The 14,327-nt window shown below is 53.6% G+C and carries 12 protein-coding genes; 7 read left to right on the plus strand and 5 right to left on the minus strand.

The genetic code is table 11. The features are described 5' to 3' along the window. Positions 1 to 91: 91 nt before the first annotated feature. Positions 92 to 1,447 (minus strand): cytochrome P450, encoded by a 1,356-nt coding sequence (locus GOX63_RS08225; RefSeq protein ID WP_170327489.1) that lies wholly within the window; start codon positions 1,445 to 1,447, stop codon positions 92 to 94. Between GOX63_RS08225 and GOX63_RS08230 the strand changes: the two genes are divergently transcribed. From GOX63_RS08230 to GOX63_RS08260, 7 genes are all read left to right on the plus strand, one after another. Beyond that, positions 1,423 to 2,739, plus strand: coding sequence for a SagB family peptide dehydrogenase (locus GOX63_RS08230; protein ID WP_170327490.1), 1,317 nt, complete (start codon positions 1,423 to 1,425; stop codon positions 2,737 to 2,739). The genes GOX63_RS08225 and GOX63_RS08230 overlap by 25 nt on opposite strands. Positions 2,740 to 2,746: 7 nt before the next feature. Beyond that, complete coding sequence (locus GOX63_RS08235; protein WP_170327491.1) at positions 2,747 to 2,935, plus strand: hypothetical protein; 189 nt, start codon at positions 2,747 to 2,749, stop codon at positions 2,933 to 2,935. 14 nt (positions 2,936 to 2,949) lie between these two features. Then, positions 2,950 to 3,189 carry a Mu-like prophage major head subunit gpT family protein gene (locus tag GOX63_RS24095; protein WP_170327492.1) on the plus strand — a complete coding sequence of 80 codons (240 nt, stop codon included), beginning with the start codon at positions 2,950 to 2,952 and terminating at the stop codon, positions 3,187 to 3,189. An 815-nt stretch (positions 3,190 to 4,004) separates the two neighbouring features. Continuing rightward, positions 4,005 to 4,412, plus strand: a complete 408-nt coding sequence (locus tag GOX63_RS08245; RefSeq protein WP_170327493.1) for a hypothetical protein — start codon at positions 4,005 to 4,007, stop codon at positions 4,410 to 4,412. Between the two features lie 727 nt (positions 4,413 to 5,139). Next, positions 5,140 to 7,074, plus strand: coding sequence for a PrkA family serine protein kinase (locus GOX63_RS08250; RefSeq protein WP_170545465.1), 1,935 nt, complete (start codon positions 5,140 to 5,142; stop codon positions 7,072 to 7,074). A gap of 15 nt (positions 7,075 to 7,089) precedes the next feature. After that, positions 7,090 to 8,412, plus strand: a complete 1,323-nt coding sequence (locus tag GOX63_RS08255) for a YeaH/YhbH family protein (protein ID WP_170327495.1) — start codon at positions 7,090 to 7,092, stop codon at positions 8,410 to 8,412. Then, complete coding sequence (locus GOX63_RS08260) at positions 8,405 to 9,889, plus strand: SpoVR family protein (protein ID WP_170545468.1); 1,485 nt, start codon at positions 8,405 to 8,407, stop codon at positions 9,887 to 9,889. The genes GOX63_RS08255 and GOX63_RS08260 overlap by 8 nt, the downstream gene beginning before the upstream one ends. A 278-nt stretch (positions 9,890 to 10,167) precedes the next feature. Here the strand turns inward: GOX63_RS08260 and GOX63_RS08265 are convergent, their stop codons facing one another. From GOX63_RS08265 to dctP, 4 genes are all read right to left on the minus strand, one after another. Further along, positions 10,168 to 10,986 (minus strand): universal stress protein, encoded by an 819-nt coding sequence (locus GOX63_RS08265; RefSeq protein ID WP_170327497.1) that lies wholly within the window; start codon positions 10,984 to 10,986, stop codon positions 10,168 to 10,170. A gap of 69 nt (positions 10,987 to 11,055) precedes the next feature. Then, on the minus strand, positions 11,056 to 12,360 hold the full coding sequence (locus GOX63_RS08270; protein ID WP_170327498.1) for a TRAP transporter large permease: 1,305 nt from the start codon (positions 12,358 to 12,360) through the stop codon (positions 11,056 to 11,058). Beyond that, positions 12,360 to 12,890, minus strand: a complete 531-nt coding sequence (locus GOX63_RS08275) for a TRAP transporter small permease (protein WP_170327499.1) — start codon at positions 12,888 to 12,890, stop codon at positions 12,360 to 12,362. The genes GOX63_RS08270 and GOX63_RS08275 overlap by 1 nt, the downstream gene beginning before the upstream one ends. A gap of 76 nt (positions 12,891 to 12,966) precedes the next feature. Beyond that, positions 12,967 to 13,974, minus strand: coding sequence for a TRAP transporter substrate-binding protein DctP (gene dctP / locus GOX63_RS08280; protein WP_170327500.1), 1,008 nt, complete (start codon positions 13,972 to 13,974; stop codon positions 12,967 to 12,969). Positions 13,975 to 14,327: the final 353 nt, after the last annotated feature.

The following is a 14,327-nucleotide window of genomic DNA, read 5'->3' on the forward strand; positions in this document are numbered from 1 at the left end:
CTTTTTGTTAACCTTGTCACACAAGCAAAAGACACGATCAAGTTGTGACGAGACCTTTCTGCTAAGAGTTAACCCAAATAAAGCACATACATTACGGACTTGTTTGGTTTCGGGCGGCAGGCCGACGTCGGACTTCGAACCTATTGGGTGTTCCTGAAACGGGTTCCAACCTAAAGCTGCGCGCTATTGTTTGGATGATGACTACCATTTGTGACAAGGATTGAGCAGCTGCAATACAAACTCTTGGACCGGCCCCGAAAGGCATATACGCTTTGGCCGAAAGCGGCGGAATTCGACCCGCGGCAAAGCGGTCAGGTTGAAACTCAGAAGGCTGCGAAAAGTAGCGAGGATCTCGATGCAGCAGACCCGGGCAGACCCAAACTCCCTGCCCTTCAGCCAGTTGGTAGTCACCCATCCGAAAGCCGCGCGCCACTTCACGATAAAGAATTGGTGCCGGGGGCGTCATGCGCATCGACTCTCGCAAAATCGCCATTGTTCGGCTTGTGCCAAGCGCCGCATTACTGAAACGTTCGGAATCATCAAGGGGTGCTGCCTCATCGACCAGTTGCCAGTCCAGATCATAGTCGGCAATGTCGGTCCAGAACTGCGTCAAAGCGAATGGCATAGTTAGATGGCCCGCAAAAAGCATCTGAACAATTTCCCCCACGACGTCTTGTTTGGAAAGAACGTCTGGAGCCATGTGATGCGCCCTCACCAAGGCCGAGAGAACGTCACCTCGATCAACAAATTCCTCAAAACGAGCGTGGATGATGGCCAGGACCCCATCCATGTTTCTGGGTGCCCGAGGGCGCGTCATTTGCACCGCTCCTTCGGTACCGCCCGCGGTCGCAGTGAAGTCCTCTCCATAGCCCTCAAGGTAAGGCACAAGGGCACTGCGCTCCTGAGCAGTTCCCCAACCCTCAAGATCGGCATCCAAAACTGTGCGCAACGCGATGCGGGCAGTCAACAACCGAACCTCATGTGCAAGATCAATCGGTTCTCTGTTTGCCCAATGGGCAGTGATCGACTCCGTGAGTTCTCCCGTCAGAAAAAGTCGAGGTTCACGCAACACAGCACGAAAGAGTGGCAGCAAGATTTGGCGGCGCTGGCGCCAGATTTCAGGATCGTCCAGCGTTGTCAGCCCGTCGCACCAATACCCGGTGTTCGAGGCCCGCAAAAAATCAGGCTTGCGCAGATCTGCTTCGTGGAAGCGAAAAAGGTTCCGGGCAAGGTCAGCATCATTTACAAATATGATCGGTCCGGTGCCCAGATCAAAGCTCGAAACGCTTCCATACGTATCCGCCAGCTGACTAAGAAAGTCGAACGGGCTGCGGTGAAAAAACTTCGCATTGAGCCGCGCATGTTGGGTGCCGACCGGTCCGGGCGGCAAAGTCAATTCAACGTCCTGCAAGGGTTTTCGTGATGAACCAGCCAAATATTTGGGCATATGGGTTGGCTCCTGACGTCATGCTCGACGAGACATACGAAGTTGCGAAATTGCACAGCGCTACTGAATCGATATCTGTTACCGATGATGCCCATATATCGCTTGCCAAGAAACTCGCCCAAGGCTGTTTGAGTGAGGAGGAACTGACGGCTTGCCTCGGCCCAAGTCCAGATGCAGAGGTTAACTGTGCGTCGTTCTTGTTGCGTCTGGATCAGCGCGGCTTTCTCTGTCGTTTCGTCATGCAGAACGCTAAGCCTATCGCTGTTTGTGCGCCACAACGCGCCCCCGTTAGCGCTCTTCCGAAATTCGAACCGAATGCGACTATTCGGCTTTCTCAACAGACACTTTTGCAGCCCCAACAAAAAGGGCTCAGAGCGCTGGCTCCGGGAAGTTGGGCGACCGTGGATCTGTTGGACCCCCAGCTTGGCCCATTGCTTTTCAAGCTGTCCGAAGGCGCTGAGGCGGCGCAGGCCCAAAATTGCGTGCCGGGTCTTGAACCCCATGCTTTCGAGGCTTTGATGCAGCTCTTTGCGTGGTGCGATTTGCTGGAAGGCACTGCGGAACCTAAACCGCCTGTGCATGAAGCGCTTTTTCACAGCCAAACACGCCTCGGTTTCGCAAGAAATAACCTCGGAAAAACGGGGAAATCGAATGTTTCTGAACACCCAGACAAACATGTTCCGGACATTGCGCTGCCGCATCCCGATATCGCGGATATTATTGCAAACGACCCGCCGCATATGCTGGTTTCCCGCCGTCGAAGAAGTCGCCGTGATCAAGGTCGCACTCCGATCAGTCTTGCGCAGCTTAACGAATTGCTTTTCCGATGCTTCTACCAAGAGAATGGTCGCCGCTCCTATCCCAGTGGTGGTGGTATACACCCATTGACTGCGTTTCTTGTTGTTAATCATTGCGACGGTTTGGTGCCAGGGCTTTATGCCTATGATTGCAAACGTCACGGCCTCACAAGGGTTAGCAAATTCAATCCTGCTCTCAAGAGGTTTTTGAAAGACGCCGCCGCGTCAGCCAACTGTGTTTCGCACACGCAAATTTTGCTTCTTCTATCTGCTGACATGGCGACCACCCGCACCGCCTACGGTGCATTGGCGTATTCATTGGTCCTCAAAGAGGTTGGTGCCGTTTATCAAAATGTTCAACTCGCAAGCGAGGCGATGAAGTTAGCGGCATGCCCCCTGGGAACTGGAAACTCTTTAGTTTTCGCAAATGTCAGCGGGCGCAGTGTGTATGATGCGCCATTGGTCGGTGAAATGATTATTGGGTCAAGTGAGTGAGTTGTTGATGGGGGACGCAAAGGTTAATGTCCGTCGCGAAACCTTCCAGTTCAACGACTCCGCCGACGCTGACATTGGTACAGATAGTTATCTGATCGATGGTGAAACGGTCATCAAGACCGATGGTGACGGGGCGCGGTCAAAGGCTGGCGTCCTTCGCGACATCGAGCGCGGCAAGGTCTGGATCGAATTCTGATCCTGACCGTTGGCTTGCCCTTTTCACAGACGACGAAGGACACGAGATATGCCCGTCAAAAGGGCCGTCCGCTGGGTATCGTGCCGAGCCTGTTGATGGTCCCGCCTATGCTGGGAACCGACGCCGACGAAATTCTAAAGGTCAAGTGCACCGACAACGACAAAATCGACGTGAACTATCTTGTAAGCAACCAGATCGCACACCTCGTAAGCGATGATCTGAGGAGGAAATCGATATCGTATATAGCTGATTGATGGTGATTTCATCAATGCTACCTTAGTCTAAGTGCGGGCATGAACAACCGAACGATAGTTCATGTGAAAACACCCTTTCCTCAGAAGCCAAAGACATGCTGTTAAATTGTCGATTGTTCGCAATACATGTAACGCAGTCAACTTGGCTTGGCGCTGACTTAGGGAAGTGAAAAATAGCGGGCGCTTGAAACTCTCGCTGAGTGTCGGTCGTTCCTGAAGAACTGCCCCGGAACAGGACCGACCAGATATCCCGGTGTCGAAGGTCCGCTTTGGCGGTTTCAGTAAGTCCCCGCTGCGAAGCAGCGAATTCACACTTTCCGCCCTGTTTTCAAAACCACTTTGCCGGGAATCGTAGCAATAGCCGATCAAGCTCAATGTTCTGTTCCGACTGGAGCTCGGACCTTAGTTCTTGAATCGATCCATGGGCAAATCCTTTGATTTCTGCCGCTCTGGGGCTTTTCCGGCGATGACCCCATTGTCACTTTGGACGGAGGGGTGCCACACCATTACCCTGCTGACCGGCCCCGTCCGCTGCTGACCCGGTGGCTGTCGCGTGGCACCCGATTGGCCAGCATCCGTTCAGGCGGCTTAATCCTCGGCGGCCTTGGGCTCCTGGACGGTAAGCAGGCGACCGTTCATTACGACTATTTGACACCCTTTGCCGAGAGGTTCGCCAAAGTGCAGGTCACCGCCGCAGGCTATACAGCCAATGGCAATTTTTTGACCAGCTCGGGCGGGTTGGCGACTATTGACCTAGCGCTCGACCTTTTGGATTCAATTTCGGGTCAATGCATCGCGGATGAGGTAGCCCCACCGTGCTGCACGGCGGGCTGCCGGACAGCAACAAACAACAGGATCCGCTGGGCGAACAGCAATTACAGCAATCGCTTCCGATGGCCTTGCAGACGGCGGTTGCACTGATGCGGGACAACATCGAAACACCCCTGAGTATAGAAACGCTCTGCCAGCACGCAAGCTTCTCTCGCCGCCTGCGGTTATTCCAGCGCATCAAAGTTCTCTGCGGCTTACCGATAGAAGTTCGGACGCCCCCCAACAGGCGACCGCGCCAGCGCTCGGCGCAGCCACCATTTGCGCAGCGGTCGGTGGAGCTGAAGCAGAAGTCTCAACTGAAGACAGCAACAAGTCTCGCCAAATTGTTGAATGCCGCCCTACCCTTGCCGATCTGGCGCTTCTACCTTTTGTTCGTCAGTTCGCGAACATAGATTGCGCGTGATTTGATACACAGGAGTGGCCGAATTTAGTGGCGTGGCTGGATCAATTCCTTGACAGTGAAGGCTGTTCGCGGGTGACGAGTAAGTACAGAACTTGGTCCGAACGCGACGCTCCGATCTGGTTCAACAGCTGAGCTCTGCAGGTCGTATCACGACCCAAAGCCGATCTTGAATAGATCGTTTGATTACTGCGGTCGCAGCCCGTATTTTGAACATTCGCCGCATGTGCAACGTTTTGCGGCTGTTGAACGCGCACATCGCGCACAAACCAGACACTCAACTTGCTAAAGCGAATGTCTGGTTATTGCTTGAGTTACAGATAAAATATGGTGTCTTCCGTACTTTGATGTGTACCCCCAATGCGAGTGCATGAGCGGTTTGATCGCAGTCTTTTGACCGCTATGTGTCTCGACTGAGTCTACAGCCAACTCACGTGCAATCCATGTTTTCCGGACTGTCAGGAGGCCTGGATATGGCGTCTGCCTATCGGTCGGGGCAAACCCAAATCGAGAGTAGAACGTCGACACACTCAAAGCCGCAAAAAAGGCCGCGTAGTGGCGGGTTTTGCAGGCTTTAAAGAATACTAATTTCAACAGAGCAACGGACGGGAAACAAATTGTGATTAGAAATTAAACAATTACGGACCAAATTTGTGGTACACTAGGATGAACTTAGCGCGCTGGGACGAAGGAGTACGAAACCTAGAGGAATTATTGAGATGGAGATTTTCGAGCAGTTTGCAGAAGAGTATGGGCGGACAAAGCTCATCGAAATGACATTGCAGGACTACTTGCTGGAATGTCGTGAAGACCCGACTATGCGGGCTACCGCAGCCGAGCGGATGGTCGCCGCGATTGGCGAGCCAGAGCTTATCGATACCAGCCAGGAGGCTCGGCTCAGTCGCATATTTCTTAATCGAACAATCAAGCGATACGAACCCTTCCAGGACATATATGGTGTCGAGGAAACCATCGAGCGTATCGTTGGCTTTTTCCGCCACGCCAGCCAGGGTCTCGAGGAACGCAAGCAAATCCTCTATCTGCTGGGTCCGGTCGGCGGAGGCAAGTCAACGCTAGCCGAGATCCTCAAAAACCTGATGGAGCGGCAGCCGATCTATGTGCTGCGGGCAGGTGACGAGATCAGTCCAATCTTTGAATCGCCGCTTGGCCTCTTTGACCGCGCGCGGATGGGAGATTTGCTGGAGAACAAGTACAACATCCCCAAACGGCTGTTGAACGGGTTAATTTCACCTTGGGCCGTCAAGCGTTTACAAGAGTTCGACGGCGATATTTCAAGGTTCTCGGTTGTCAAACTCTACCCGTCGAAACTGCGCCAGATTTGCGTTGCGAAGACTGAACCGGGCGATGAAAACAACCAGGACATTTCTTCGCTTGTCGGTAAGCTCGACATACGCAAGCTGGAGGAATTCAGCCAGAACGACCCGGACGCTTACTCCTATTCCGGTGCTCTGAACCGCACCACGCAGGGGTTGATGGAATTCGTCGAGATGTTCAAGGCACCGATCAAGGTGCTGCATCCCCTGCTGACCGCCACGCAGGAGGGGTCTTACGCGGGCACAGAGAACATCGGTGCCTTCCCCTTCCAGGGTGTCATCGTAGCGCATTCGAACGAAGCGGAATGGCAGCAGTTCAAAAACAACAAGAACAACGAGGCCTTCCTGGATCGGATCAGTCTGGTCAAGGTTCCTTATTGCCTACGTGCCTCGGATGAAACCCGGATTTACGAGAAGTTGCTTGAGGAAAGCAGTCTGGGCGAATCCCCATGTGCACCGGAGACGCTGTCCATCCTGAGCCAGTTCAGCGTTCTGACACGGTTGAAAGAACATGAAAACTCGCCGACATTCTCCAAGCTCCGCGTCTATGACGGGGAAACCCTGAAGGATACCGATCCCAAGGCGCGGTCAGTACAGGAATACCGGGATGCGGCCGGGGTGGACGAAGGGATGACGGGCACATCTACGCGCTTTGCGTTCAAGGTGCTGTCCGAGACCTTCAACCACGACACCGAAGAAGTCGGCGCTGATCCGGTTCATCTGCTCTATGTTCTTGAGCAGGCAGTGAAACGCGAACAATTCCCCGACGAGGTTGAAGGCCGGTACCTGTCTTTTATGAAGGACGATCTTTCGCCACGCTACGCGGAATTCATCGGTAATGAGATCCAGAAAGCTTATCTGGAATCCTATTCCGACTTTGGTCAGAACCTTTTCGACAGATACATCGCGTTTGCTGATGCCTGGATCGAAGATCAGGACTTCAAGGATCCGGATACCGGCCAGATCCTCAACCGCAGCGTTCTGGAACAGGAGCTTGAAAAGATTGAAAAACCGGCCGGAATTTCAAACCCCAAGGATTTCCGGAACGAAGTGGTCAAATTCGTGCTGCGCGCGCGGGCCAACAACCGCGGTCGTAACCCTGACTGGCGCAAATATGAAAAGCTGAGAAGGGTCATCGAAAAGCGCATGTTCGGTCAAATTCAGGATCTGCTGCCGGTCATCAGTTTTGGTGCCAAGCGGGATAAGGAAACTGAAGCCAAGCATAACGAGTTCATCGATCGCATGATCGGTCGCGGCTACACGCGCCGACAGGTCAGGCGCTTGGTTGAATGGTACATGCGGGTCAACAAGGCAGGATGAGGAGTCTATGCTCAAATGGCCCATTTCATCGACCGAAGGCTAAACCCCAAAGATAAAAATCTTGGGAACCGCAGGCGATTTCTGCGCCGGGTTCGCTCTGCCGTCAAAGAGGCGGTTGACGAAAGTGTCCGGAACCGGAAGATCGCCGATGTCGGCCAGCAGGAAAACATCTCGGTACCGTCAGACGGGATCGGGGAACCGCATTTTCAGCATGACATCAAAGGTGGAACCAGACACCAGGTTCTGACCGGAAATAAAAAGTTCAAGGCGGGGGACCGGCTCAAGAAACCTCCGTCCGGTCAGGCCGGGCAAGGTGGACGTGAGGGTGCGCCCGATGGGGAGGGCGAGGACGAGTTCATGTTCGTTCTGTCACGGGACGAGTTTCTTTCCATGTTCTTCGAGGATCTTGAGCTGCCAGACATGGTCAAGCTCAGCCTGAAAGAGGTTACCGTCTCCAAGCCGCATCGGATGGGCTACACCGCCGCGGGAACGCCTGCCAATCTCAGTGTTTCGCGAACGATGCGCAATGCGTTCGGTCGGCGGCTTGCAATGCGGCGCCCAACAAACGCCGCGATACAGGCTCTTACCGACCAGGTTGAAGAACTGGAGGCACTTGAAAAGCCAGATGCGGCGCAAAAAGCGGAAACGAAGTTGCTGCGCGAAGAGCTCGACAAGTTGCTACGGCGTCGTCAGATCGTTCCCTACATTGACCCCTTGGATGTGCGTTACAAGTATTTCGAGATGCGTCCCGAGCCGGCCTCGAATGCGGTGATGTTCTGTCTGATGGACGTTTCGGCCTCGATGGGCGAGCGCGAGAAGAGCCTTGCCAAGCAGTTCTTCGTCCTGCTGCATCTTTTCCTCAAGCAACGCTACGACAAGATCGAACTTGTCTTTATCCGCCACACCCAGGTCGCGGCGGAAGTCGATGAGGATACCTTTTTTCACTCTCGCCAAACCGGCGGTACGGTGGTGAGCAGTGCACTCAACGAGATGAAAAAGATTATCGATGCCCGCTATCCGCCCTCATCGTGGAATATTTATGCCGCACAAGCGTCAGATGGTGAGAATTTCAGTGGAGATTCGCAACTGTGCGCCGACCTGCTGGACAGTGAACTGATGAAGTATTGCCAATACTTCGCCTACACGGAAATCGTCGACGAGACCGAAGCCAACTTGATGAACAGCGAAGATAACGGCATGGAATTGTGGCGTTCGTATCGGCAGGTCGCAGAGGCCTGGCCGAATTTCGCCATGAAACGGATCGCGCGCGCCAGTGACATCTACCCGGTCCTTCACGAACTGTTTGCGCGCAAGACGAACGGAGTTTCCAATGGCTGATTGGGCCAATGACAAGCGACCGCTGTTTGAAAGTGCAGAGTGGGATTTTGATACCATCCACCGCAGCTATGACGCGATTGAGCGTGTGGCGATCGACGAACTCGAACTTGACGTCTATCCGAACCAAATCGAAATCATCTCGTATCAACAAATGCTGGACGCCTATTCGTCGACCGGGATGCCGCTCATGTATCGCCACTGGTCTTTTGGGAAGCGGTTCGTTCACGAAGAAAAAGCCTATAGCAAAGGCGCAAACGGTCTTGCCTATGAGATCGTGATCAATTCCGATCCCTGTATCTCGTACTGTCTCGAAGACAACACGATGGCGCTTCAGGTTCTTGTGATTGCCCATGCGGCCTTCGGGCACAATCATTTCTTCAAGAATAATCACCTGTTTCGCCAGTGGAGTGATGCGCAGGGTATTCTCGATTACCTCGACTACGCGCGCGGTTTTATTGCCCAATGCGAAGAACAGCACGGTGAACGTGAGGTTGAACATTTACTCGACGCGGCCCACGCGCTCATGCCCTCGAGCGTTTTCCGGCACCGGCGTCCACCCCACTCGTCGCTCGTGGATGAGAGGACCCGGCAGCGTGAGCGGCGCATCGAAGAAGAGCGGGCAGTACATTACCTGTGGGATGCATTCGATCATCCCACGCAATCATCCAAAACCGATGAAGAGGCACAAAAACGAAAGCGCGAAATGGGGCTGCCGGAAGAAAATCTGCTCTATTTCGTTGAACGTCACAGCCCGGTTCTGGAATCCTGGCAGCGTGAAGTTCTGCGTATCGTCCGCAACATCGCGCAGTATTTCTACCCGCAGCGCCAGACCAAAGTGATGAACGAAGGGTGCGCCTGCTTCGTCCACTATTACATCACCAATCAGTTGCACAGCGCCGGTCTTCTGACGGACGGCGCAATGCTCGAAATCTTGCACAGCCATACCAACGTGCTGACGCAGCCCGATTTTGACGCTCCGAATGCGATGGGGATCAACCCTTATGCGCTGGGTTTCGCGATGATGCAGGATATTCAGCGCATCTGCACCGACCCGACCGAGGAGGACCGGGAATGGTTTCCGGACATAGCGGGCAGCGGCGCGTGGCGGGAAATATTGAAGGATGCATGGGCCAACTATCGCGACGAGAGTTTCGTTCAGCAGTTCCTCAGCCCCAATGTCATGCGCCGTTTCCGCATGTTTTCGCTGACCGATGACGAGGGGAAACCTTTCTACACAGTCGACGCAATTCATGACGAGCGCGGCTATCATCAGGTGCGCGACACCCTGGCGCACAGTTTCGACGTTTCGGAACACGATCCCGATATTCAGATTGTTGACGTGGACTTGATGGGCGATCGTCACCTCAGGCTAAATCACTCCGTGCGCAATGGTGTGCCTTTGAACAAAAAGGCGTCTGAAACGACTTTAGGTTATCTGCGACAAATCTGGGGTTTTGATGCGGCGTTTGAAAACTAGGTTCGGAACCCATTAATATCCGCTTTTCGGCGTGATTCATCGCTCGAAGTACGAGCATTGACTTGTCTGATCTTCTCTGGCTGAGCCATGCGCAGATGGTGCGTCTGTAGCCCTGTTTCCCAAAGTCCCACGGCATTCGGCGCAAACGAACAATCATTTGTCGTGCTTTCGGGCACTAATTGAAAGGCGGGCACTGGTAGATCGCAACAGTGAAACTGTTCACTACCATGCCCACCTACATGGTGAAGCGCCCTTCCGTGGCGGAACGGTTGAAACGCCTAGTGAGAAACCAATACCGGAATTTCAGACCGATCAAGGATTGTACGCCCAGTTCCACCGTGCACCAGCCCACTGCGCAAACGTGCGGTTCCACGGCTACCGACCGCCAGGATGTCGGTCTGCGTTTCGCGGCAGTACTTCAATATTTGGCTGGCGGTCGTCCCTTGGGGTTTCAAAGCGGTAATACTGAAGTTTTGGCAGTGTTGCGAAAGATGCTCTTTCAGCTCTTTCAAGGGAGATGCGTTTTCGCTTGCCTGGGTCACGCTCACCACATCTAAATGTTCGATGAACGGCAGCAGATGCAGCAGATCACAAAGAGCTCGTGTCGCGGTCAGGCCACCATCCCAGGCGACAACCACTTTTTTGAGTGGCCCTTCCGAATTCCACGTCTGTGGAACGACAATAAGCGGTCGCCCTGACCGTGTTACGACATGCTCCGAACGAACATGGGTGCCGGATTCCTCGGTTGTCTCAGAGTATTTGCCAACAATCAAAAGATCATGCAGGCGGGAATGAGAGGCAAGCTTGTCTGAAATGTCCCCCGATTCTACACGCCAATTGACAGTTCTGAATGTCCCGATCTGCAGGTCGAGTGCCTCTTTGGCTTTGATCGGTGCCTCTTCATTGGCACGCTGTACCTGTTTCATAAGCTGCTCGGGCATCCAGGACAGGATCTGGTTTTCTTCCATAACCGGCGGCGTCACGTGAATTGCCGTGATCTTTGCGCCGGCCTGATCAGCCAGCGACAAACCAAAGTTGAGTACGGTCTTCGATGTGCTGCCATTGCTGTATGCAACGAGAATATCTTTGAGCGGCATGACTTGCCCCTTTACGCAGTCGATTTCGTATAAGAAGGCCCCGCGCCTGTCTGCGCGGGGCCTCGCTGATTACAGTATCCCCATCAAGGTGCGCGGCAGGTACAGCGCGATGTCGGGAATGTAAGTCACAAGCAGCACCACAGGCAGGTGGCCAATCAGCATAAATTTCAGCGTGGGTTTGATATATTGGTCAATTGTCTGCCCCCCTATCGCCCCGGACATAAAGAGGAGTGGAGCGCAAGGTGGCGTGACGTTACCCAGACCCAGGTTGGTGCCGACAATGGCCGCAAAGTGGATCGGATGAATACCAATCTCATTGGTCACAGGCAGTAGAACAATCGCCGCCAAAACAGCACCAGCCGTATCGTCAACCAACATGCCCAACATCAACAGCAACAGGTTGATCATCAACAGAATGACCATCTTGTTGTCCGAGATCGAAAGCATGAAGTCCGCGATATCTTTCGGGATGTTCTCCTGCACCATTGCGCGGCTCATGATGAACAGGAAAAACAGCATCATCATGATGGCCCCAGTGTTGCGCGAGCCTTCGACAAGCGCATCCGTAGTCGTGCGAATATTCAGGCCCTTGTAGATTATGAACCCGGCAGGGAGCGTGTAGATCAGGGCAACAGCGGCTGCTTCGGTTGGTGTGAAAATCCCACCATAGATCCCCCCCAGCATGATCCCCGGCATCAGCAAGGCCCAAAATGCACCTTTGGTTGCGCGGAAGATCTTTCCGGCGCGCTGCGGAAGTGAAACCTTGGGCTCGACCTCAAGATCTTTGAACCCGCGTGCCTGAAATCCATTCATGATCACATAGATCGCCATGATCAGCACACCGGGGATGATGGTGGACAGGAAACAGGCGGCGACCGATAGCCCGCTCGTAATCGCGAACAGGATCATCGCAACGCTCGGAGGGATAAGAATGGCCAGAACTGAGGAACAGGCGACAAGCGAAATGGCGTATGAGCGCGGATACCCCGCCTCGACCATACGTGGGATCATCATCGACCCGATGGCCGCAATCGCAGAAGACCCGCTGCCGGCAATTGCGCCAAACAAGGCACAGGTTACGATGGTGACAGCACCAAGCCCACCTTTGATGGAGCCAACAAACGAGTTCACAAACCGAACCAATTGATCCGAAATGCCACTGGCCCCCATCAACGAGCCTGCAATCACGAAGAGCGGCAAAGCCAGCAGTGCAAAGCTGCTTTCCTGTTGGTACGCGTAGGGAATGAGGAAGGCGATGTCTCGCCCGGTGATCAGAACAATTACCAACGATGCCAGCCCGAAAACAAACGCAACCGGGACCTCCAGCATCAGCAGAACGACAATCAGTATGAGTGCGACAGAAACCGCGAGCATCAGGATTCTCCCATCACGTTTTGTTCGTTAAAATCTCGGATTTTCATGGCATCGCGCATGGTTTGAAGCAGGAAAAACAGCGCCATTACGGCAAAACCAAAAACCATGCTTGCGACCCAGATTGATCGTGGCCACTGCAGGTAAGTGCTTTTTCGTCCTCGTTCGAATGTGAACCAGCCGTATTGAGAGGCGTAGTACAGCGCGACCAACGTTACGCCTAGGCAGATCAGCGACGTCATCAGGCGCACATAGTTTTTCTTTTTTTCGTTCTTAACGACCAGATGCAATGCGCCGCCGCAGATATGCGCGCGCGTGCCCGTAACGTAACTGGCGCTCACAAAGTACAGCCAAATACCCAGCAAAATAGAGGCTTCTTCGATCGCCAAGAACGGGTTGGACATTCCGTAGCGCATGATCACGGTGACAAACATCAGTATGGCAAGTGAAAGCGCAAAGAAGATCATTGCTGATTTGAGGATCAACAAGAACCCCCGTTCAAACGCGGTTATTCCCGTGGTTTCGGGTGTCATTTGTTCCCCCCGTTACATGGATTGTTATGAAAAGAAACTGCCCGGCAATTTGCCGGGCAGTCGGGAGGAGGCATCGCTAGTTGATGCCGGCCGCAGACTTCAGGGCTGCGGTTGTCTCCGGGCCTACGATTTCTTCGAGGAAAGGCCATTCCTGCTCGTAGACAATCTTTTTCACGGCTTCGAGTTGCTCAGGTGAGAACTCTACGACATCAATTCCTGCGCCACGAATGTCTTCCAGCGTTTTGTCACTGATGTTCTGGGCCTCGTGCCAGGCCCATCCAACGGCGGTGTCTACCGCGCCTTGGATTTCACCGCGGTCGTCGTCAGACAAACCATCCCACCAGCTTTTGTTGACCAGCCAATAGGCGTGCTCGAAATAGTCCTTGCTATAGACGTATGCTTCCAACACGTCGCGCATTTGCCAGATTTCCGGCGGTGGACCAAAGGTACGGCCGTCCACGGTGCCCAGCTGCAGTGCGGTATACAGTTCGGAGAACGGCATCGGAACCGGGCTGAAACCCAGCAGTTCATAGCGTTTGATGGCGATTTCCAGACCAGGCACACGAACTTTGATACCATTGCCTTCTTCCGGCAGGTTCAGCGGCACTTCACCCACACCTTTGCGGATCGCGTAGCCCCCAAAGTCGACCGGCAGCACGCCGACGAGTTTCATATCCAGGTCAGCCAGGATTTCGTCGTAAACCGGAATAAGTGCGCCACCGGGACCATAAAGTTCACGAGCTTGCTCCCAGCTGTCGACGATATAGCCAGCCGCAAAGATGTTCAGGCGCGGATCAAATTCGGTCGCCGCGAAGGTCATGGTCATCGGAACTGCGCCCTGCATGGACTGCTCGAACAGAGAGGTCCAGTCGCCGAGGTCCCCACCTGGGTGATACTCGACCTCGTACCCGTCCCCCAGTGCTTCCATGAACTTCTCGGAAGTCGGATGGAAGATGTGCTCAGGCGGCATCGGATGTGCCAAGGTGAATCGCTCGTCCGCTTGCGCTGAGCCGACGGCCGACAGCATCGTTCCTGTGGCAAACACGGTTGCTACAGCAAGCTTAGAAAAATGATTGAAGTTCATAACTCCTCCCAAGTTCGGTTGTCTCAACCACCCACCACATGCAGGAGGTCCGACAGTGCATAATTTGTCCGACCTCGAGCCCGCTCTGACAAACTGGAAGAATTTGGTCTTGACCAAATATTTCTTGGCCTATCCAGAGATAACGTTAATTTTCAGGAAAATTCAAAGAAGAACGTAAACTCAACAATCATGTCTATTTTAACCGGGATAGCACCTGACGAGAACACCAATTCCGCCATGAAGCACGCAGCCTCACTGAATATTGACAAAAGAAAATTTATCCTCAAGCTGGCATTTCAACTAAGAGTGCAGTTCCATTGCCGAAGTCTGACAAATACTCAGATGGCAGTAGT

Origin of the sequence: Ruegeria arenilitoris (assembly GCF_013031355.1) — a bacterium.
GTDB lineage: Bacteria > Pseudomonadota > Alphaproteobacteria > Rhodobacterales > Rhodobacteraceae > Ruegeria > Ruegeria arenilitoris_C.

Excerpts from the sequence above, each read along its gene's own strand:
- GOX63_RS08230 (WP_170327490.1), top strand. The coding sequence starts at position 1,423 with ATGAACCAGCCAAATATTTGGGCATATGGGTTGGCTCCTGACGTCATG.
- GOX63_RS08225 (WP_170327489.1), bottom strand. The coding sequence starts at position 1,447 with ATGCCCAAATATTTGGCTGGTTCATCACGAAAACCCTTGCAGGACGTT.
- GOX63_RS08235 (WP_170327491.1), top strand. The coding sequence starts at position 2,747 with ATGGGGGACGCAAAGGTTAATGTCCGTCGCGAAACCTTCCAGTTCAAC.
- GOX63_RS08250 (WP_170545465.1), top strand. The coding sequence starts at position 5,140 with ATGGAGATTTTCGAGCAGTTTGCAGAAGAGTATGGGCGGACAAAGCTC.
- GOX63_RS08255 (WP_170327495.1), top strand. The coding sequence starts at position 7,090 with ATGGCCCATTTCATCGACCGAAGGCTAAACCCCAAAGATAAAAATCTT.
- GOX63_RS08260 (WP_170545468.1), top strand. The coding sequence starts at position 8,405 with ATGGCTGATTGGGCCAATGACAAGCGACCGCTGTTTGAAAGTGCAGAG.
- GOX63_RS08265 (WP_170327497.1), bottom strand. The coding sequence starts at position 10,986 with ATGCCGCTCAAAGATATTCTCGTTGCATACAGCAATGGCAGCACATCG.
- GOX63_RS08270 (WP_170327498.1), bottom strand. The coding sequence starts at position 12,360 with ATGCTCGCGGTTTCTGTCGCACTCATACTGATTGTCGTTCTGCTGATG.
- GOX63_RS08275 (WP_170327499.1), bottom strand. The coding sequence starts at position 12,890 with ATGACACCCGAAACCACGGGAATAACCGCGTTTGAACGGGGGTTCTTG.
- dctP (WP_170327500.1), bottom strand. The coding sequence starts at position 13,974 with ATGAACTTCAATCATTTTTCTAAGCTTGCTGTAGCAACCGTGTTTGCC.